Here is an 18982-nt window from a genome sequence, read left to right on the forward strand (position 1 = left end):
CGGCCCGTCCGACGATCGAGACATGACCCGCTTCGGCTACACCCTCATGACCGAGCAGTCCGGCCCTCGTGCGCTCGTGGAGCACGCGGTCGACGCGGAGCGCGTCGGCTTCGACTTCGAGGTGATGAGCGACCACTACTTCCCCTGGCTCGACGCCCAGGGCCACGCCCCGTACGCGTGGTCCGTGCTCGGGGCGGTCGCCCAGGCGACCGAGCGCGTCGGCCTCATGACGTACGTGACCTGCCCCCTCCTGCGCTACCACCCCGCGGTCGTGGCGCAGAAGGCCGCGACCGTGGCGCTCCTGTCCGACGACCGCTTCACCCTCGGGCTCGGCGCCGGGGAGAACCTCAACGAGCACGTGGCGGGCGAGCGCTGGCCCGCCGTCGGCGAGCGGCACGACATGCTCGAGGAGGCGGTGCAGATCATCCGCTCGCTGCTCGACGGCGAGCGCCTCACGTTCGACGGCGTCCACTACCGCGTCGACTCCGCCAAGCTCTGGGACCTGCCCGACGAGACCGTCGAGATCGGCGTGGCCGTCTCCGGGCCGCAGTCGATCGAGCGGTTCGCCCCGCTGGCCGACCACCTCGTCACCACCGAGCCCGAGGCCGGTGTCGTGCAGCGGTGGTCCTCCGTCCGCGAGCGCGCCGAGCTCGCGCCGTCGCGCGTCGTCGGGCAGATGCCGATCTGCTGGGACCCGGACGAGGAGACCGCCGTGGCGCGCGCGCACGAGCAGTTCCGGTGGTTCGGCGGCGGCTGGCGCGTCAACGCGGACCTGCCGACGACCGAGGCGTTCGAGGCGGCGACGGCGTTCGTGCGGCCCGAGGACGTGGCCGCGTCCATCCCGTGCGGCCCCGACCTGGACGCGGTCGTCGAGGCGGCGTCCGCGTGGTGGGAGGCAGGATTCACCGACCTCGCGCTCGTCCAGGTGGGCGAGGTCGGGCAGCGCGAGTTCCTCGAGACCGCGGCCGGGCCGCTCCTGGAGAAGCTCCGCGCGGCGGCGCCGTCGAGCTAGCGGCCGTCAGCCCTGGGGGCGCAGCGCGACGACCATCGCCTCCACGGCCAGCAGCGGCGCGACGTTGCCCTCGAGCCGCTCGCGCGCGACGCCGATCGCGTCCATGCGCCGCACCGTCTGCTCGGGCGTCGAGTCCTGCGCGAGCGCAGCCACCGTCTCGGCGAGCTCGGTGTTGACGAGCTCGACCTGGGCCCCGAGCTGCACCACGAGCACGTCGCGGTACAGCGAGAGCAGGTCGACCATCGCGCGGTCGAGCACGTCGCGCTGGTGGCGCGTCGCGCGCCGCTTCTGGTCGGCCTCGAGGTCGCGGAGCTGGGAGCGCAGCCGCGGCGGGAGCGTCTCGCCGTCCGCGACGCCGAGCGCACGCAGGAGCTCGGCCTTCTCTGCGGCGTCGCGCTCCTCCGTCGCCGCCTTCGCCTCGGCCTGCGCGAGGTCCACGAGCTCCCCCGCGGCGAGCACGGCGTCGCCGACCCCGCGGACCCGCCGGGCGAGCGAGAGCACGGACGTGCGGCGCTCGCGCGCCCCCGCGTCCCGCGCGAGGCGCCGGGCGAGACCGATATGGCTCTGGGCCGCGCGCGCCGCGACGAGGGCGACGTGCTCGTCGACACCGTCGCGCTGCACGAGCAGGCCCGCGACGGCCTCGACCGGCGGCACCCGCAGCACGACCCCGCGGCAGCGTGAGCGGATCGTCACGAGCACGTCCTGCGGGCTCGGGGCGCAGAGGATCCACACCGTGTGCGGGGCGGGCTCCTCGATCGCCTTGAGGAGGACGTTCGTGGTGCGCTCCGCCATGCGGTCGGCGTCCTCGACGACGATGACCCGGCGCCGGCCCTGCGACGGGCTGCGGCTCGCGACCGTCACCAGGTCGCGCACGTCGTCGATCTTGATGGTCACGAGCTCGGTCGCGACGAGCGTCACGTCCGGGTGCGTCCCGGCGAGCGTCGTGCGGCACGCCTGGCAGCGCCCGCAGCCGCCCTGCTCGCACTGGAGCGCGGCCGCGAACGCGCGCGCGGCGTTCGAGCGGCCGGACCCGGGCGGGCCGGTGAGCAGCCACGCGTGGGTCATCGCGGCGGGGTCGGTGGCCGCGGCACGGAGCGTCGCGACGGCCTGCTCCTGCCCGACGACGTCGTCCCAGACGCTCATGCGCGCGCGTCCCCGGCAGGCCGCGCCGGGGCGCCCGGCAGGAGGTCCGTGCCCGGCGCGTAGCCGATCGCGCTGTCCGTGTCGTCGAAGCCGTCGTCGGGCAGCGCGGCGACCGTGTCCTCGGCCTCCTCGACGACGGGCGTGAGCTCGAGCCGCGCGGCGACGTCGACCCGGATCTGCGCCTGGAGGTCGTCGACCGAGCCCGCGGCGTCGAGCACGACCCAGCGCTCCGGGTCCGACGCCGCGCGCGTGAGGAACGCCTCGCGCGTGCGGCGGTGGAACTCCGCGCCCGCGCGCTCGAGGCGGTCCTGCTGGCGGCGGATGCGCCCGGCGGCGACCGCCGGGTCGAGGTCGAGCAGGATCGTCACGTCGGGCAGGAGGTCCTGCACGGCCCAGCGCGAGATGAGCTCGACCTCGTCCGCGCCGAGCTCGCGCCCGCCCGCCTGGTAGGCGACCGACGAGTCGAGGTAGCGGTCCGTGACGACGATCGCCCCGCGCTCGAGCGCGGGGCGCACGAGGCTCGCGACGTGGTGCGCGCGGTCCGCGGCGTAGATGAGCGCCTCCGTGCGGGGGTCCATGTCCTGCCCGTGGAGCACCGCGGCGCGCAGCTCCTTGCCGAGCTCCGTGCCGCCCGGCTCGCGCGTCAGCACGACCTCGCGACCCGTGAGCTCGCCGAGCCACTGCCCGAGCAGGCGTGCCTGCGTCGACTTGCCGACGCCGTCGCCGCCCTCGAAGGAGATGAAGTACCCGGGTGCGCTCACGGCGACCACCCTAGTCGCGACGTCGGACACGGGCCGGTCCCCCGGGCGCCGGACGCGCGGGACAGCCGCGGGCGCCGGACGCGCGGGATAGCCTCGGGCCATGCCCGATCCCGTGACCGCCCCCGTGACGGACCCCCCGCCCGCTCCTCTGCCCACCCCCGGCGTCGCGTTCGCCGGCCGGACGTTCGACGCCGTGCTGTTCGACATGGACGGCACCCTCATCGACTCGGTCCCGGCGGTGGACCGGAACTGGCGTCGCTGGGCCGCGGAGCACGGGCTGCCCGACGCCGAGGACTTCCAGATCCAGCACGGCACCCCCGCGCGCACGCTCATCGCGACGCTCCTGCCGGCCGACCAGGTCGAGCCCGCGTACGACCGCATCCACGAGCTGGAGCTCGAGGACAACGAGGGCGTGACGATCCTGCCGGGGACGCGCGACGCGCTCGCCGCCCTGCCCCCGGAGCGGCAGGCGATCGTCACGTCGTGCACCAGCCCCCTCGCGGCGGCGCGCATGGCCGCGTCGGGCCTCGTCGCGCCGTCGGTGGTCGTCACCGCGGACGACGTCGCCCACGGCAAGCCCGATCCGGACCCGTTCCTCCTCGGCGCGGAGCGCCTGGGCGTGGACCCGGCGCGGTGCCTCGTCGTCGAGGACGCCCCGGCCGGGGTCGCGTCGGCCCGCGCCGCAGGGTGCGCCGTGCTCGTCGTGACGGGCACGCACACGGCCGACGAGCTCGCGTCCGCGTCCCCTGCACCCGACGCGCTGGCGGCGGGGCTGGCGGCGGTGCGCTTCGCCGCAGGCCCGGACGGCATCCGGATCACGGACGCCTGACCACCCCGCCGACCATGCGGTCGTCTCCCGCCCTCGACCCTGGACGGGCCAGAACCGCATGCTCGGCGGGCTGCCGTCGGTCAGTAGACCCCGGCGCGTTGGGCGGCCGCGACGACCTTCGACGCGGCGGCGTGGATCTCCGCCAGCTCGTCGAGGGTGAGGCCCGTGGCGGCGACGATCGCGGGCGGGATGCGCTCCGCGTCACGACGCCGCGCCCGTCCCTCGGGCGTGAGCGTCACGCGGACCTGGCGGCCGTCGTCGGGCGAGCGGGACCGGCGCACGTAGCCGAGGCTCTCGAGCCGCTTGAGGAGCGGGGAAAGCGTCCCCGCGTCGAGGTGCAGCCGCGCCGCGAGGTCGCCGACGGTCGACGTCGTGCCCGCCGCGTCGTCCTGCCACAGCGCGAGCAGCACGAGGTACTGCGGGTGGGTGATGCCCAGGGGCTCGAGCAGCGGCCGGTACAGGGCGACCATGCCGCGCGCGCCCGCCGAGAGCGCGAAGCAGACCTGCGTCTCGAGCGCGAGCGGGTCCGCGAACAGCGTCGCCGCGCCCGGTGCGGGCGCCCCGCCGTTCTCCTCGCTCGTCATGGCGCCATGCTACCGAGGATCGCGCTATTCTTGGTACGCCAATCATTGGTGCACCAACCATCAGCGGACAAGCACCAGCCACCGGCTTCCGGGCCGGCGACGCGACACCAGCGGAGGACACCGTGGCGCGCAAGAACGACAAGCGCACGCTCGGCATGCGCATCACCGAGGGCTTCCTGCCGATCTTCGGCCCGGCACAGCTGGGGCGGCAGGAGGCCGACGGCCGCGGCGTGTCCGACGCCGAGCGCGAGCGCGACCAGGAGCTGCGCACCCGCTTCGAGCGGGTCACCGGCCCCGACGGCCGCAGCTACGTCGTCGAGCACACCGACTGACGCAACGCCCGCCCGCGGGCGTCACTCCCCGGGGTAGACGACCCCGACCTGGCGGCGCACCTCGTCGAGCGTGCGCATGACCTCGAGCGTCGAGTCCCACGACATGCGCGGGCTCTGCGTCTCGCCCGCGGCGACGCGGCGCGCGACCTCGGCGGCCTGGTACTGCTTGCCCTCGCCGGAGAAGCCGTCGTAGTACCAGGACGCGCCGTCGTGCCGGACGACCCGGAACGACGTCGGCGCGTAGAACGTGCCCTCGACCTCGATGCGGCCCGCCGTGCCCGAGATCACCGCCGTGTTCGCGGTGCGCGACCACAGCGTGGTCGAGAGCGTCGCCTGCGTGTCGCCGTAGCCGAGCACGATGCTCGCCTGCCCGTCGACGCCCGTCTCCGTGAGCGCACCGACGGCCGTCACGGTCGACGGCGCGCCCAGCAGGTCGTGCGCGAACGACACCGGGTAGACGCCCAGGTCGAGCAGCGCGCCGCCCGCCAGCTCCGGCGCGTAGAGCCGGTGCTCGGGGTCGAACGGGAACCACTGGCCGTGGTCCGCGCTGAGGTTCACGACGTCGCCGATCTCGCCGCGCGCGATCACGCCGCGCAGCGCGGCGACGTGCGGCAGGAACCGCGTCCACATGGCCTCCATGACGAACACGCCCGCCTCGCGCGCGGCGTCGAGCACCTCGACCGCCTCGGCCTCGTTGCGCGTGAACGCCTTCTCGACGAGGACGTGCTTGCCCGCGCGGATCGCGAGCAGGGCGTGCTCGTGGTGGTGCGAGTGCGGCGTCGCGACGTACACGACGTCCACCTGCGGGTCCTCGACGAGCTCGTCGTAGCCGTGGTGCGTCGTGGGGACGCCGTGCGCGGTCGCGAAGCGCTCGGCGCGCACGCGGTCGCGCGAACCGACCGACGCGACGCGACCCTGCGTGTGCAGGCGCACCGCCTCCGCGAACGACGACGCGATGCCGCCCGCGCCGAGGATGCCCCAGCGGATCGGGGGCGCGCTGCGCGGGTCGGGGACCGTGCCCGTCACCTCGGCGGACAGGTCGGGGAACGGGTGGACGCCGGAGGCGGCCGGGGTCTCGTCGGGGTGCGCGGCGGGCGGCGGGGCGACGGTGCTCATGCGGCCCACGCTATCGCCCTGCGCGGGCCTCGCCGCCGCTCGTCCACAGGCCGCGCGTCGGGCCCGCGAGCAGCCCTCCCCCGCACGGGTGGTGCGCGCCGCCGCGCGGCACGTCACGATGGGGGCATGACGACCCCCGCGCCCCGGACCGGTACGCCGACCGACGCCGGACCCGAGCCGGAGGCACGGGCGAGCGCGCGCGACCTCGTCAAGGTCTACGGCTCCGGCCCGACGGCCGTCCGCGCGCTCGACGGCGTCGACGTCGACTTCGCGCGCGGCCGGCTCACGGCGATCATGGGGCCGTCCGGGTCCGGCAAGTCGACGCTCATGCACTGCCTCGCCGGGCTGGACTCCCCGACCTCCGGCAGCGTGGTGATCGACGGGCAGGAGATCAGCCGGATGTCTCAGCGGCGGCTCACGGCGCTGCGCCGCACGCGCGTCGGGTTCGTCTTCCAGGCGTACAACCTCGTCCCGACGCTCACGGCCGCGGAGAACATCACGCTCCCCCTCGACATCGCGCGCACCCGCGTGGACCGCGACTGGTTCGACGAGGTGACGACCGCCGTCGGGCTCACCGACCGCCTGCACCACCGCCCCTCCGAGCTGTCCGGTGGGCAGCAGCAGCGCGTGGCGTGCGCGCGGGCGCTCGTGTCGCGGCCCTCGATCGTGTTCGCCGACGAGCCGACCGGCAACCTCGACTCGCGCTCGGCGGGCGAGGTGCTCACGTTCCTGCGCCGCTCCGTCGACGAGCTCGACCAGACGGTCGTCATGGTCACGCACGACCCGCGCGCGGCGTCGTATGCGCACCGCGTCGTCTTCCTCGCGGACGGGCGCCTCGCGGGCGAGCTGCACGACCCCACGCAGCAGGACATCCTCGACGCGCTCGCGCTCGCCGCGGACGACGGCGCATGATCCGCGTCGCGCTGCGGGGCGTGCGCGCGCACGTCGTGCGGTTCGTCCTGTCGGTGCTCGCCGTGACGCTCGGCGTCGCGTTCGTCGTCGGCACGTTCGCGTTCCGCGGCATGCTCTCCTCCACGTTCGACGACATCATCGCGACGACGCTCACCGCCGACGTCTACGTGCGCGGCGCGCAGGAGGTCGAGAGCGACGCGTCCGGGCCCGGTGGCGGCGGCGCCGCCGGCGGGGGCGGGTTCGCGGGCGACCGCACGCTCGTCCCGGCCGACCTCGCGACGGAGGTCGAGGGGGTCGACGGCGTCGAGCGGGCCGTGGCGGACGTGTCCGGCCCCGTCGTGCTCGTCGCGGCCGACGGCACCGCCGTCGTGACCACGGGCCCGCCGAGCACGGCGTTCTCCGTCGACCCGGAGGACCCGAGCCTCACGCTGCTCGACGGCGCGTGGCCCGGCGCGGGCGAGATCGTGCTGGAGCAGAGCGCGGCCGAGACCGCGGACCTCGCCACGGGCGACGAGACCACGGTCGTGCTGGGCGGGGAGCCGCGCCCCGTGACCGTGTCCGGCGTGTTCGGCATCGAGGCCGCCGCCGCGGGTGCGGTCCTCGTCGGGATCGACGGGGACACCGCGCGCGAGGTCTACGCGCCCGACGGGCTGGTGCCCCAGATCGCGGTCTGGGCGGACGCGAGCGGGCCGGTGGACGAGGACGCGCTCGCGGACCGCGTCGCGTCGGTCCTGCCGTCCGGGGCGGAGGCCGTCACGGGCGAGCAGGCGCGCGCCGAGGCGAGCGAGGCGGTCGAGGAGGTGCTCGGGTTCGTCGAGACCTTCCTGCTGGTGTTCGCCGCCATCGCGCTGTTCGTCGGCGCGTTCATCATCGCGAACACGTTCGCGATGTCGGTGCGCGAGCGCCTGCGCGAGCTCGCCCTCCTGCGCGCGCTCGGCGCGTCGCCCGGCCAGGTGTTCGCGTCGGTCCTCGTCCAGGCGCTCGTCGTCGGGCTCGTGGGTGGCGGGTTCGGCGTGCTCGCGGGGGCCGGCCTGGTGCGCGTCATCCGGTGGGGGCTCGCGCTCGCCGGCTTCGAGTTCTCCGGCCGGGTCCCGCTCGGGACCTCGCAGGTCGTGGCCGCCGTCGCGCTCGGGGCGGTCGTCAGCGTCCTCGCGGCCGTGCTGCCCGCGCGGAGGGCCGCCGCGATCCCGCCCGTGCAGGCGATGCGCGACGACGTCGCGCCCGACCGCGGTACCGGGCTGCGGGCGGTGGGCGGGGTGGTCGTCGTCGCGGCCGGCGCCGGCGTGCTGTGGCTCGCCGCGTACCTGGGTTCCTCCGTCGTGGACGCGCCGACCGGCTGGGCCTGGGTCGACGACCTGAGCCCCCGCCTGCTCCTCGGCGTCGGGGCCGGGCTCGTGCTCGTGGGCGTGCTCGTCGGGTCGCCGGCCGTCGCGCGCGGCGTGCTCGCGGTCCTCGCGTGGCCGCTCGTCGTCGCGCTGCGCCCGCTCGGTCGCCTCGCGCGCGGCAACGTCACGCGCAACCCCCGCCGCACCGCGAGCACCGCGGGAGCCCTGCTCATCGGCATGGCGCTCGTGTCGGTCACGGGCGTCATCGCCGCGTCGACCCAGGCGTCGGTGCGGAGCATCGTCGAGAACGAGGTGCGGGCCGACCTCGTGGTCGACTCCGCGACGCTCGTCGTGCCCGAGGGCGCGGTCGAGGCCGTGACCGCGACGCCGGGCGCCGCCGTCGTGGACACGGTGCGGCTCGGGTCGGCGCCGGTCGCCACGGTCGGCGGCGGCTCCGGCACGGACGACAGCACGGCCGACGGCACGGACGACGGCGCGCGCGGGACCGACGTCGCGGGCGTGCCCGCCGGGTTCTTCGACACCGCGCTCGAACCCGTGACGCTCGCCGGGGACCCGACGGCCACGCTCGAGGACGGGGACGTCGTCGTGCACCGGCGCACCGCGCGCGAGCGCGGCTGGGAGGTGGGCGACACGCTGCGGCTCGGCGAGGGCGATGCCGCCGTGGAGGCGCGCGTGGGCGCGGTGATCGACAGCCAGCTCGTGGGGACCGGCGTCCTCGTGCGCGACGACGTGTTCGACGCCGTCGTGCCGGCCGCCCAGGCGAGCGTGCGGATCGTCTACGTGTCCGCGGCCGACGGCGCGAGCCCGGCCGACGTCGAGGAGCTGCGCACCGCCCTGACGTCCGCGGTCGAGCCGTTCCTCGTCGTCACGGTGCTCGACCGGGAGCAGACCGCGTCCGCGTTCGCCGACCAGGTGAACCAGGTGCTCGTCATCCTCTACGCCCTGCTCGCGCTGTCGATCGTCATCGCGCTGCTCGGCATCGTCAACACGCTCGCGCTGTCGATCATCGAGCGCACGCGCGAGATCGGGCTGCTGCGCGCCGTCGGGCTGGGACGCCTTCAGCTCGCGGGGGTCATCGCGATCGAGTCGGTGCTCACCGCCGTCTACGGGACGGTGCTCGGCGTCGCGACGGGCATCGGCATCGGCGCCGCCCTCCCGGGCGTGCTCGCCGACGAGGGGCTGAGCACGCTCGCCGTGCCGTGGGGCCAGGTGCTCGCGATCCTCGGTGTCGCCGTCGTCATCGGGCTCGTCGCGAGCGTCTGGCCCGCGATCCGCGCCGCCCGCCTCCCGGTCCTCGACGCGGTGACCGTGGACTGACCGCCTCCCCCTGAGTGCAGGAGCTCGTCGCGTCCGGACGCCCGGTCGCGACGAGCTCCGGCGCTCACGGGACGGGGAGGGGGTCCGGTGCCGGGGTGCGGTAGCGGCGCAGCGGGGCGTTGCCCCACGCGACGAGCCCGACGACGGCGCTCGCCACCAGCCCGCCCGCCACCAGCGCGACGGGCGCGGACGTCAGCGACGCGAGCACTCCCCCGCGGAAGTTCCCGACCTCCGGGCCGGCGACGCCCACCACGTGCTCGACCGAGGACACGCGGCCACGAAACTCGTCGGGCGTCTCGAGCTGCACCAGCGCGCCGCGCGTCACGACCGACACCGTGTCCGCCGCGCCGGCGACCGCCAGGCACGCGAGGGCGAGCCACAGCGGCCCCGCGAGCCCGAAACCGGCGAGCGCGACGCCCCACGTCGCCGCCGCGGCGAGCTGGAGCGCGCCCGAGCGCGTCGCCCGCGTCACGGCCCCCGAGAGCAGGCCCGCGCCGATCCCTCCCACCGCGACCGCCGAGAGGAACAGCCCCAGGGTGCGGGGGTCGCCGTCGAACCGGATCTCGTTGACGAGCGGGAAGAGCGAGATCGGCATGGCGAGCACGGTCGCCGCGACGTCCGTCGCGAAGGCGCCGCGCAGCGTCGGCTTGCGCCACACGATCGACCACCCGCCCGCGGCCGCCCGACGGCGAGGCGCGGGCCCGGGCGTCGGGCCGCCCGCGTCGTCCGGCAGGGCCGGGCGTGCCGCTTCGGCCCCGGCGGCGAGCGCGGTCGCGGCCGGGGTGCCGACGGGGAGCGGGGGCAGGGGCGGGAGGCGCACGAGCCCGAGCAGCGCGACGACGGCGGCCACCGCCTGGAGGCCGTACGCCGCGGGCAGGTCCCAGCGCGCCAGGACCAGGCCGGCGAGCGCAGGCCCGACCAGCATGGCCACCTGGAACGCGAGGTTCTGCAGCGCGAGACCCGCGGCGACCTGGTCGGGCGGCAGCAGCCGGGGCGGCACCGTCCGGCGCGCCGGCGAGCCGAGCGCGTTGCACGCCGCGCCGGCGGCGACGAGCCCGAGCAGGAGCCACACCGACCGGTTCCCCGCGAGCGCCTGCGCGGCGAGACCAGCAGCGGAGAGGACCTGCCCGACCGCGGCGAGGCGCATGAGGGTGCGGCGGTCGTGCACGTCGGCGAGGTGCCCGCCCACCAGGCCGAGCGTGAGGAGCGGGACCGCCGTGGCGAGGCCGATCGTGCCCGTCCACAGCGGGCTGCGGGTGAGCTCCCAGACCTGGAGCAGCACCGCGACGTTCGCGATCTGGAACCCGAGGCCGCCCACGGCGGACCCGGCCCACAGGTCGCGGTACGCGCGGCTCGCGCGCAGCGGCCGCAGGTCGAGGACGTGGTCGCGCACCTCAGCGCTCCCGCGGCGCCGGGTGGCCGGCCGCGTCGAGGCGCTCGACGAGCCGCTCGCGCAGCGACCGACGGGCGAGCACGCGCTCCAGCTCGACGACGACCGCGCTCAGGGCGTGCGGCAGCTCGTCGTCGATCTCGGCGACGGACTCCTCGGTCGCCCGCCACTCCGCCTCGAGGAGCGGGACGAGCTCGCGCGACCGCGCGGTGAGCGCGACGCGGCGCGTGCGGGCGTCCGCGCCTGGCGCGGTCTCGACGAGGCCCTCGCGCCGCATGGCGGTGACCGTCTGGCTCATCGCCGAGTGCGTGCGGCCGAGCGAGACGGCGAGCTCCCGGATGGTCAGGGGGCCGGTGTGCGCGAGCCGGATGAGCGGGTAGACGAACCGCGGGCGCACCCCCACGATCCCGCGGTCCGCGTAGACGGTCTCGATCTCGTCGTCGAGGCGTCGGAGCACGGCGTGCAGGGAGTCCCAGCGGCCAGGGACCGTGGTCGGGTCCAGAGAAGTCATAGCACTGTTATAACAGCACTCATGCGATTCGCAGGTCGCCGGTCCACCGATTACTAGGTTGCCGCCCTAACTAGATAGCCGTACTGTCTAGTTCATGAGGTTCGACGAGCGGCTCGACCGCGAGCTCCTGCGCGGCGTGCTGCCGCTGTGCGTGCTCGCGGTCGTCGCGACCCACGGCCCCACCTACGGCTACGCGATCACGCAGTCGCTCGCCGACGCGGGCCTCGGCACCGTGAAGGGCGGCACGCTCTACCCGCTGCTGCAGCGTCTGGAGGACGACGGCCTCGTCACGACCTCCTGGCACCAGGGCGAGCGCGGGCCGAGCCGTCGGTACTACGCCGTCACGGACCAGGGTCGCGTCGCGCTCGCCGACGCGACCTCCCGCTGGGACGCCATGACGACGGCGGCGACCACCCTCGTCGCGGGCGTGTCCGGCGCGCCCTCGCCGGACCGCCCGCGCCCGGCCGCGAGCCTCGACCCACGGGCTGACGCGCGCCCGGACCCCGACCCGGGAGCCGGACCGGTCCATGAGCCGGTCCACGAGCCGGGCGCGTTCCCGGCCGACGCACCCCCTCCCGACCCCACCCCGACAAGGACTCCCCGATGAGCGACACGACCCGCTACACGATCGAGCGCCGTCACGCGCCGCACGTCGACCCGCGATGGGCCGAGGCGCTCCTGCTGGAGCTGCGGCTCCAGGGCGTCGCCGGAGCGCGCATCGGCGCGGTGCTCGCGGAGGTGGATGCGCACGTCGTCGACTCCGGCGAGACCGCGCAGGAGGCGTTCGGCGACCCTGTGGCGTACGCGCGCTCGCTCGACCTGCCCGAGGACCCCGCGCAGTCGAGCTCCTCGATCGGGCGGACGGTCGCCGCCTCCGCCGTGCAGACGGTCGGGATGCTCGGCGTGCTGTGGTCGCTGCGGCCCGCGCTCGACGGCGGCGCCCTCGTGGTCCCGGCCGGGATGCTGCTCGTCCTCGTCGCCGCGCTCGCGGGCTTCGTCGGGCTGTGGCGCGCCGGCGACCGCGTGCTGCGCGCCGCGCTCGCCCACCCCGTGCTGACCGTCCTCGGGAACATGGTCGTGACGGCTGCCCTCGTGGCCGTCGCGGTCACGCTGCGCGCCCCGGTCGCGAGCCTCACTGCGGTCCCGGTCCTGGTCGCGGCCGCCGTCGCGCTCGTCGTGGGGACCGTCTGGGGCCTGCGCGAGCAGGGCTCGGGCGACCCCGTCGTCGACCCGCTCGACGACGCGCCGCACGCCCGCACCGACCGCACGGGGCGCTGGGGCGTGCTGCTCCTGCCCGCCGTGACGGTGGTGCTCGGGACGATCACGGTGCTCGTCCGCTGAGCCGGGAGGGGACCTAGGTCACGCGACCCGGCGTCCCGGTGGTGGTCCCCGGGGACGCGTGACACGGTGGGGAAGGCCGGCGGGCACCGGCCTCGCACGGCTGCGGCGCGCCCGACGGCGACCCACCGACTCCACAGGAGGCCACGATGTCCGAGGTTCCCGTCCGCACGCTCATCAGCCCGCTGCGCTACGTCCAGGCCCGCGGTGCGCTCACGCGGCTCGGCGAGTTCGTCCGACCGATCGGCACGAAGCCGCTGCTCGTCGCCGACGACGTCGTGTGGGGCATCGTCCAGGACACGGTCGCCGTGTCCTTCCAGGAGCAGGACCTCCCCCGCCACCGCACCGGGTTCGGCACCTACGCCACCGCCGCGGAGGTCGACCGGCTCGCGCGCGAGATCGACGAGCTCGGCGCCGACGTGATCGTCGGCATCGGCGGCGGCTCGACCATCGACGCGGTGAAGGCCGCGGGCCACCTGCGCGGCATCCGCTGGGTGTCCGTGCCGACCGTCGCGTCCACCGACGCCCCGTGCTCCGCCCTGTCCGTGATCTACACCGAGGACGGCGCGTTCGAGGAGTACCGGTTCTTCCCGCACAACCCGGACCTCGTGCTCGTCGACACGGGCCTCGTCGCGAACGCGCCCGTGAAGTTCCTCGTCGCCGGCGTCGGCGACGCGCTCGCGACGTGGATCGAGGCGCGCGCCGTCGCCGAGGCGAACGCGTCGACCATGGCCGGCGGCCTCCCCCTCGTCACGGGCACGGCGCTCGCGCAGCTCTCGTGGGACATCCTCTGGGAGAACGCGCTGCCCGCGATCGACGCGGTGAAGGACCACCTCGTGACGCCCGCGGTCGAGAAGGTCGTCGAGGCGAACACGCTGCTGTCCGGGCTGGGCTTCGAGTCCGGCGGCCTCGCCGCGGCGCACGCGATCCACAACGGCCTCACCGCCGCGCCCCAGACGCACGGCCTCACGCACGGCCAGAAGGTGAACATCGGCTCCGTCACGCAGCTCGTCCTGGAGGGTGCACCGACCGAGGAGATCGAGGAGTTCGTGCGCTTCACGACGCGCGTCGGTCTGCCGAACACGCTCACCGAGATCGGCCTGACCGCCGACGACGTGCACGACCTCACGCGCGTCGCGGAGGCCGCCACCGCGGAGGGCGAGACGATCCACGCCATGCCGTTCCCCGTGCGCGTGCCCGAGCTCGTCGACGCCCTGCGCTCGATCGAGGGCTTCTCCCGCCGCGTCCGCGCCGAGGCGGGCCTCCCCGAGCCGGTCAAGCACACCGCGCACTGACCGTTCCCACCGGGCCGGGCCCCGCCGTCGCCGGAGGGGCCCGGCCCGGGACGGGCCGACCAGGCGGTCCCGACCGGCCCACCAGGTGGATCTGGTGCGTCCAGCGGCCCGGACGCACCACGATCACCTGGTCGGCCGACGGCTGACGGCCGACGGCTGATGGCCGACGGGTGAGGGCTGACCGCGGCTACTTCTTCGCGGCCGTCTTCTTGGCGGGGGTCTTCTTCGCGGCTGGCTTGCGGGCCGTGGTGCGCTTCTTCGCCGGGCCCTGCGCGCGCTTCTCCGCGAGGAGCTCGATCGCCTGCTCGGGCGTGATCGACTCGGGCGTGACGTCGCGGGGCAGGGTGCGGTTCGTCTCGCCGTCGGTGACGTACGCGCCGAACCGGCCGTCCTTGACGACGATCGGCTTGCCGCTGTTCGGGTCGTCACCGAGCTCGCGCAGCGGCGGCGTCGCGGCACGCTGGCCGCGCCCGCGCTTGGGCTGCTTGTACAGCTCGAGCGCCTCGTCGAGGGTGACGGTGAACATCGACTCCTCGTCGGGCAGCGACCGGGAGTCGGTGCCCTTCTTAAGGTAGGGGCCGTAGCGGCCGTTCTGCGCCGTGATCTCCTCGCCCGACTCCGGGTCGGTCCCCACGACGCGCGGCAGCGACAGCAGGCGCAGCGCGTCGTCGATCGTGATCGTGTCGAGCGACTGCGTCTTGAGCAGCGATGCCGTGCGCGGCTTGGGCTGCGCGGCCTTCGCCCTCTTCTGCGCGGCGGCCGAGAGGCTCGCGTCGATCGGCGGGAGGTCGAGCACCTCGGTCACGTACGGGCCGTAGCGGCCCGCCTTCGCGATGATCTCGTTGCCGGACACCGGGTCGGTGCCGAGCACCTTGCCGTCGTCGGCGCCCGCGGCGAGCAGCTCGCGCGCCTTGGCGACCGTCAGCTCGTCGGGGGCGACGTCGTCGGGCACGGACGCGCGCGGCGGGTTCTCGCCCTCCTTGACGGGGACGGAGAGGTCCTCCACGTAGGGCCCGTAGCGCCCGACGCGGAGCTGGATGCCCTCGCCGATCGGCACCGAGTTGATGCCGCGCGCGTCGATGTCGCCCAGGTTCGCGACGAGGTCGCGCAGGCCCTCGGCGTCCTCGCCCTTCGCGGCGTCGCCGAAGTAGAACTCGGTGAGCCACGCGACGCGGTCGCGGCGACCGGCGGCGATCTCGTCGAGGTCGGCCTCCATGCGCGCGGTGAAGTCGTAGTCGACGAGCCGGTCGAAGTGCTCCTCGAGCAGCCGCACGACGGCGAACGCGAGCCAGCTCGGCACGAGCGCCTGCCCGCGCGACAGCACGTACCCGCGGTCCTGGATCGTCGAGATCGTCGAGGCGTACGTCGACGGCCGCCCGATCCCGAGCTCCTCGAGCGCCTTGACGAGGCTGGCCTCGGTGTACCGGGGCGGCGCGGACGTGGAGTGACCGTCGGCGGTGAGGTCGTCGGCCCGCAGGGCGTCGCCCTCGCTCATCTGCGGCAGGCGCGCCTCGTCGCCGCCCTTGGCCCCGACGACGGGCGCGTCCTCGGCGTAGCGGTCGACGTCCGAGCTCTCCTCGTACGCGGCGAGGAAGCCGCGGAACGTGATGACGGTGCCCGACGCGGCGAACACCGCGTCGCGGCCCGCGACGTCGCCCGCGGCGGCCGAGAGGGTCGCGCCGAGGCGGACGGACGCCGTCGACCCCTTCGCGTCCGCCATCTGCGACGCGACGGTGCGCTTCCACACGAGCTCGTAGAGCTTGAACTGGTCGTCGCTCAGCTCGCGCTTGACCTGCGCGGGCGTGCGGAACGAGTCGCCCGCGGGGCGGATCGCCTCGTGCGCCTCCTGCGCGCCCTGGTTCTTCGCGGCGTAGACGCGCGGCTTCTCCGGGACGAACTCGGGCCCGTACAGCTCGGCCGCCTGGCGGCGGGCCGCCGTCGTGGCCTCCGCCGACAGCGACGGCGAGTCCGTACGCATGTAGGTGATGTAGCCGTTCTCGTACAGCGACTGCGCGGTGCGCATCGCCTGGCGCGACGACATGCGCAGCTTGCGGCTGGCCTCCTGCTGGAGGGTCGACGTCGTGAACGGCGCCGCGGGACGGCGCGTGTACGGCTTGGTCTCGAGCGAGCGCACCGCGAACGCCGCGTCCGCGAGGCCGGTCACGACGGCGCGCGCCGTCGTCTCGTCGAGGTGCGCGACGCCGTCGCGCGCCGCCGCCGGCTTGAGCTGCCCGCGGTCGTCGAAGTCGCGGCCCGAGGCGACGCGCGCGTCGCCGAGCTGCACGAGCCGGGCGCCGAAGGCCTTGCCCGCGTCCGGTGCCGACGCGTCGGCGTGCTCGAAGGTGCCCGTGACGTCCCAGTACTCGGCGGGGACGAACGCCATGCGCTCGCGCTCGCGCTCGACGACGAGGCGCGTCGCGACCGACTGCACGCGGCCGGCCGAGAGCCCCTGGGCGATCTTGCGCCACAGCACGGGCGAGACCTCGTAGCCGTAGAGGCGGTCGAGGATGCGGCGGGTCTCCTGCGCGTCGACGAGGTGCTCGTCGAGGTCGCGCGTGTTCTGCAGCGCCCGCTGGATGGCCTCGCGCGTGATCTCGTGGAAGACCATGCGCTTGACCGGGACCTTGGGCTTGAGCGCCTCGAGGAGGTGCCACGCGATGGCCTCGCCCTCGCGGTCCTCGTCGGTCGCGAGGTAGAGCTCGTCGGCGTCCTTGAGCGCGCGCTTGAGCTCGGCGACCTTCTTCTTCTTGTCCGCGTAGACCTCGTAGTACGGGTCGAAGCCGTGGTCGACGTCGACCGCGAACTTCCCGTACGGGCCCTTCTTCATGTCCGCGGGCAGCTCGGACGGCTGCGGCAGGTCGCGGATGTGCCCGACGCTCGCCTCGACCTCGTAGTCGTCGCCGAGGTAGCCCTGGATCTTGCGAGCCTTGGCGGGCGACTCGACGATCACGAGCTTGCGTGGCATCCGATCCTGCTTTCGTCCGTGCGTACGTGTCCGTGGCGGGCGCTCCCTGCCCGACGGCGGCGGGCCCCGCCGGGGCCCCGGCGACCCGGACGACCGTCCGGTCGCCCGCCGTGGCAGCCTACGACGTTACTCCCGTCGCGCCAGCCGCACGCACCCTACCCCCGAACGGGACGACGGTCGGGGCGGGCTGTGGACTGACGGACGAGGAGCAGCACCGCGAAGGCCGCGGCCGTCACCGCCAGCACGCCCGCGACGCCGCCCGCGTAGGCCGTCACCTCCTGCGCCGCCGTCGTGCCCCAGGTCGCGGGCGTCGCGCGCAGCGCGAGCGCCGCCGCGACCCCCGCCGCGGCCGCGCCGAGCAGGAGGAGCACCGCCGTCACGGTGGAGCCGGGCGTGGGCCCGGCGCCCGGGTCGAGCGACGACCTCGGCGTGAAGACGCACACGAGGGCGGCCCACGCGAGGACGACGAGGACGGCGGCGACGACGTCGCTCGGGCGGTGCCACTGGCCGACCAGGGTCGAGACCCCGGTGGCCGCGGTGTACGCGCCGCCGAGGACGGCGACGAGCGCCCGGGCGCCGCGCGGCACGACGAGCAGCAGCGCGGCCGCGACCGACCCCGCGACGGTGGTGTGGCCGCTGGGCAGCGAGTTCTCCCAGTGCCAGCCGCCGATGAGCTCCTCGCGGCCAAGGAGGGAGTGCTTGACGAGCTGCGTCGTGACGTTCGCGCCGACGACGAGGAACGCGACCTGCACCGCGAGCCCCCAGCGGCGGCGGAGGAGCGCGATGCCCATCGCGGCGCCCAGGCCGCCGACGACGAACGCGACGGAGACCGTGTCGAGCACCGGCTCGGCGACCGCCCACAGCTCTCCCTGGCCGGTCACGGCGCCGTCGAACGCGGCCCGCTCGAGCATCTGCCCGGCGAACGTGTCGACGAAGAACCGCCACACGAGCCACGCCCCCGCGACCGCGAGCAGCGCGACCACGGCCGCGACGACGCGCGAGCCGGTGCTCGGTCCGTCGGGACCCGGGACGGCGTGCGCGTGCGGCGCCCGGCGCGGCGCCGGGGCCGAGGGACCGCCCGCGGCGGCCTGCGGGACGGGCGGGTACGGGGTCCCGGCGGGGGGCGCTGCGGCGGGGCCTGCGGGAGGCACTGCCGGGGGCGCTGCGGCGGGCGGCGGCGCGGCCGTCGGTCCGGGCGTGGGCGGCATCGGCTGCGTCGCCGGGAGCGGCCGCGTACCCGCCCCGCCGCTGGTCGGCAGCGGCCGGGTCGGGGCGTGGTCGGAAGGCATCCCACCACCGTAGAGGACGCGTGTGCGCATTCGGGGAAGACGACGGGAAGAGCTGCGGGCCGTCCGGGTCGAGGGGCCCGGGCACGGCGTCGCAGGCCGCCAGTAGGGTGACGCCATGACCGACGCCTCCCCCGCGCCGAGCGCCCCCGGCGACGCCGACGCGAGCGACTCCGCGTCCCCCCGGAGCCCGCGGCCCCGGCGCCCGCGCCCCGGGACCGCCGAGCGGAGGGAGGAGATCCTGCGCGCGGCGATGCGCGTCTTCGGGTCGCGGGGCTACCACCAGGGGTCGCTCGCGGAGGTCGCCGAGCAGGTGGGCATCACGCACGCCGGCGTGCTGCACCACTTCGGGTCCAAGGAGCGCCTGCTCACCGAGGTCCTCGCGTCCCGCGACCGCGACGGCGTCGCGCACCTCGAGGGGCAGCACATGCCGGGCGGGCTCGACCTGTTCCGGCACCTCGTCGCGACCGCCGCCGCGAACGCCGAGCGCCCCGGGATCGTGCAGACCTACACGGTCCTCGCCGGCGAGGCCGTCACGGACGACCACCCGGCGCGCGCGTGGGTCACCGCGCGCTTCGCCGGACTGCGCGCCGACGTCGCCGGTGCTCTCCGCGAGGTCGTCGAGGAGCGGCGGGCCGCGGGCGACGAGACGGCGGCCGTGCCGGACGACCGCGCGCTCGACCTCGCCGCCTCGACGATCATCGCCGCGATGGACGGCCTCCAGACCCAGTGGCTCCTCGACCCCGACGCCGTCGACCTCGCCGAGGCGACCGCGTTCGCGATCGAGGCCGTCCTCGCCGCGACCCTGGCGGGCGCCCGCCGCGCCCGCCCGCTCGCCTGACGCG

At 75.6% G+C, this 18982-nt stretch carries 17 protein-coding genes; 9 read left to right on the top strand and 8 right to left on the bottom strand.

Features of this window, described 5'->3' with window-relative positions:
* Nucleotides 1-22: 22 nt before the first annotated feature.
* Nucleotides 23-1012: a TIGR03557 family F420-dependent LLM class oxidoreductase gene (locus tag B8281_RS00125; RefSeq protein WP_034650456.1), complete on the top strand. Its 990-nt coding sequence runs from the start codon at nucleotides 23-25 to the stop codon at nucleotides 1010-1012.
* A 6-nt stretch (nucleotides 1013-1018) separates the two neighbouring features.
* Here the strand turns inward: B8281_RS00125 and B8281_RS00130 are convergent, their stop codons facing one another.
* Together B8281_RS00130 and tmk are read right to left on the bottom strand one after the other, a co-directional pair.
* Nucleotides 1019-2155 (bottom strand): DNA polymerase III subunit delta', encoded by a 1137-nt coding sequence (locus B8281_RS00130; RefSeq protein WP_085386527.1) that lies wholly within the window; start codon nucleotides 2153-2155, stop codon nucleotides 1019-1021.
* Nucleotides 2152-2916 carry a dTMP kinase gene (gene tmk / locus B8281_RS00135; protein ID WP_081599803.1) on the bottom strand — a complete coding sequence of 255 codons (765 nt, stop codon included), beginning with the start codon at nucleotides 2914-2916 and terminating at the stop codon, nucleotides 2152-2154. Before tmk ends, B8281_RS00130 begins: the two co-directional genes overlap by 4 nt.
* 100 nt (nucleotides 2917-3016) lie before the next feature.
* On the opposite strand from tmk, the gene B8281_RS00140 reads away from it, so the two are divergent.
* Entirely contained in the window at nucleotides 3017-3745 is a 729-nt protein-coding gene (locus tag B8281_RS00140) for an HAD-IA family hydrolase (RefSeq protein WP_085386529.1), read from the top strand.
* Between the two features lie 80 nt (nucleotides 3746-3825).
* On the opposite strand, the gene B8281_RS00145 is transcribed toward B8281_RS00140, so the two are convergent.
* Entirely contained in the window at nucleotides 3826-4329 is a 504-nt protein-coding gene (locus tag B8281_RS00145) for a MarR family winged helix-turn-helix transcriptional regulator (protein ID WP_085386530.1), read from the bottom strand.
* Between the two features lie 122 nt (nucleotides 4330-4451).
* Here B8281_RS00145 and B8281_RS00150 point away from each other — a divergent pair, with 122 nt between their 5' ends.
* Complete coding sequence (locus B8281_RS00150; RefSeq protein ID WP_021482922.1) at nucleotides 4452-4661, top strand: hypothetical protein; 210 nt, start codon at nucleotides 4452-4454, stop codon at nucleotides 4659-4661.
* 21 nt (nucleotides 4662-4682) lie between these two features.
* Here the strand turns inward: B8281_RS00150 and B8281_RS00155 are convergent, their stop codons facing one another.
* Nucleotides 4683-5777 (bottom strand): Gfo/Idh/MocA family protein, encoded by a 1095-nt coding sequence (locus tag B8281_RS00155; RefSeq protein WP_085388522.1) that lies wholly within the window; start codon nucleotides 5775-5777, stop codon nucleotides 4683-4685.
* A gap of 126 nt (nucleotides 5778-5903) precedes the next feature.
* Between B8281_RS00155 and B8281_RS00160 the strand changes: the two genes are divergently transcribed.
* Together B8281_RS00160 and B8281_RS00165 are read left to right on the top strand one after the other, a co-directional pair.
* Nucleotides 5904-6689, top strand: a complete 786-nt coding sequence (locus B8281_RS00160; protein ID WP_061266601.1) for an ABC transporter ATP-binding protein — start codon at nucleotides 5904-5906, stop codon at nucleotides 6687-6689.
* Nucleotides 6686-9352, top strand: coding sequence for an ABC transporter permease (locus B8281_RS00165; protein ID WP_085386531.1), 2667 nt, complete (start codon nucleotides 6686-6688; stop codon nucleotides 9350-9352). Before B8281_RS00160 ends, B8281_RS00165 begins: the two co-directional genes overlap by 4 nt.
* Nucleotides 9353-9416: 64 nt before the next feature.
* Here B8281_RS00165 and B8281_RS00170 read toward each other — a convergent pair whose 3' ends face one another.
* Both B8281_RS00170 and B8281_RS00175 read right to left on the bottom strand, forming a co-directional pair.
* Complete coding sequence (locus B8281_RS00170) at nucleotides 9417-10745, bottom strand: MFS transporter (protein ID WP_085386532.1); 1329 nt, start codon at nucleotides 10743-10745, stop codon at nucleotides 9417-9419.
* Nucleotide 10746: 1 nt separating this feature from the next.
* Nucleotides 10747-11253: a MarR family winged helix-turn-helix transcriptional regulator gene (locus tag B8281_RS00175; protein ID WP_034654864.1), complete on the bottom strand. Its 507-nt coding sequence runs from the start codon at nucleotides 11251-11253 to the stop codon at nucleotides 10747-10749.
* Nucleotides 11254-11347: 94 nt separating this feature from the next.
* Here B8281_RS00175 and B8281_RS20060 point away from each other — a divergent pair, with 94 nt between their 5' ends.
* The 3 genes from B8281_RS20060 (at nucleotide 11348) to B8281_RS00190 (ending at nucleotide 13886) form a co-directional block, all read left to right on the top strand.
* Entirely contained in the window at nucleotides 11348-11860 is a 513-nt protein-coding gene (locus B8281_RS20060) for a PadR family transcriptional regulator (protein WP_085386533.1), read from the top strand.
* The gene (locus B8281_RS00185) at nucleotides 11857-12594 is read left to right on the top strand and encodes a hypothetical protein (RefSeq protein ID WP_034654862.1); all 738 of its coding nucleotides are present in this window, start codon (nucleotides 11857-11859) and stop codon (nucleotides 12592-12594) included. Before B8281_RS20060 ends, B8281_RS00185 begins: the two co-directional genes overlap by 4 nt.
* A 146-nt stretch (nucleotides 12595-12740) precedes the next feature.
* Nucleotides 12741-13886: a glycerol dehydrogenase gene (locus B8281_RS00190; RefSeq protein WP_043658558.1), complete on the top strand. Its 1146-nt coding sequence runs from the start codon at nucleotides 12741-12743 to the stop codon at nucleotides 13884-13886.
* A 187-nt stretch (nucleotides 13887-14073) separates the two neighbouring features.
* On the opposite strand, the gene topA is transcribed toward B8281_RS00190, so the two are convergent.
* Both topA and B8281_RS00200 read right to left on the bottom strand, forming a co-directional pair.
* The gene (topA, locus tag B8281_RS00195; RefSeq protein ID WP_085386534.1) at nucleotides 14074-16851 is read right to left on the bottom strand and encodes a type I DNA topoisomerase; all 2778 of its coding nucleotides are present in this window, start codon (nucleotides 16849-16851) and stop codon (nucleotides 14074-14076) included.
* Between the two features lie 155 nt (nucleotides 16852-17006).
* Nucleotides 17007-18140, bottom strand: coding sequence for a phosphatase PAP2 family protein (locus B8281_RS00200; protein WP_232322623.1), 1134 nt, complete (start codon nucleotides 18138-18140; stop codon nucleotides 17007-17009).
* A gap of 115 nt (nucleotides 18141-18255) precedes the next feature.
* Between B8281_RS00200 and B8281_RS00205 the strand changes: the two genes are divergently transcribed.
* Nucleotides 18256-18978 (top strand): TetR/AcrR family transcriptional regulator, encoded by a 723-nt coding sequence (locus tag B8281_RS00205; protein ID WP_085386536.1) that lies wholly within the window; start codon nucleotides 18256-18258, stop codon nucleotides 18976-18978.
* The last annotated feature ends 4 nt before the right edge of the window (nucleotides 18979-18982 follow it).

It is taken from the genome of Cellulosimicrobium sp. TH-20 (assembly GCF_002105775.1).
Classification (GTDB): domain Bacteria; phylum Actinomycetota; class Actinomycetes; order Actinomycetales; family Cellulomonadaceae; genus Cellulosimicrobium; species Cellulosimicrobium funkei.

Excerpts from the sequence above, each read along its gene's own strand:
- topA (WP_085386534.1), bottom strand. The coding sequence starts at position 16,851 with ATGCCACGCAAGCTCGTGATCGTCGAGTCGCCCGCCAAGGCTCGCAAG.
- B8281_RS00155 (WP_085388522.1), bottom strand. The coding sequence starts at position 5,777 with ATGAGCACCGTCGCCCCGCCGCCCGCCGCGCACCCCGACGAGACCCCG.
- B8281_RS00165 (WP_085386531.1), top strand. The coding sequence starts at position 6,686 with ATGATCCGCGTCGCGCTGCGGGGCGTGCGCGCGCACGTCGTGCGGTTC.
- B8281_RS00145 (WP_085386530.1), bottom strand. The coding sequence starts at position 4,329 with ATGACGAGCGAGGAGAACGGCGGGGCGCCCGCACCGGGCGCGGCGACG.
- B8281_RS00205 (WP_085386536.1), top strand. The coding sequence starts at position 18,256 with ATGACCGACGCCTCCCCCGCGCCGAGCGCCCCCGGCGACGCCGACGCG.
- B8281_RS00200 (WP_232322623.1), bottom strand. The coding sequence starts at position 18,140 with ATGCCTTCCGACCACGCCCCGACCCGGCCGCTGCCGACCAGCGGCGGG.
- B8281_RS00160 (WP_061266601.1), top strand. The coding sequence starts at position 5,904 with ATGACGACCCCCGCGCCCCGGACCGGTACGCCGACCGACGCCGGACCC.
- B8281_RS00130 (WP_085386527.1), bottom strand. The coding sequence starts at position 2,155 with ATGAGCGTCTGGGACGACGTCGTCGGGCAGGAGCAGGCCGTCGCGACG.
- B8281_RS00185 (WP_034654862.1), top strand. The coding sequence starts at position 11,857 with ATGAGCGACACGACCCGCTACACGATCGAGCGCCGTCACGCGCCGCAC.
- B8281_RS20060 (WP_085386533.1), top strand. The coding sequence starts at position 11,348 with ATGAGGTTCGACGAGCGGCTCGACCGCGAGCTCCTGCGCGGCGTGCTG.
- B8281_RS00175 (WP_034654864.1), bottom strand. The coding sequence starts at position 11,253 with ATGACTTCTCTGGACCCGACCACGGTCCCTGGCCGCTGGGACTCCCTG.
- B8281_RS00125 (WP_034650456.1), top strand. The coding sequence starts at position 23 with ATGACCCGCTTCGGCTACACCCTCATGACCGAGCAGTCCGGCCCTCGT.
- B8281_RS00190 (WP_043658558.1), top strand. The coding sequence starts at position 12,741 with ATGTCCGAGGTTCCCGTCCGCACGCTCATCAGCCCGCTGCGCTACGTC.
- B8281_RS00140 (WP_085386529.1), top strand. The coding sequence starts at position 3,017 with ATGCCCGATCCCGTGACCGCCCCCGTGACGGACCCCCCGCCCGCTCCT.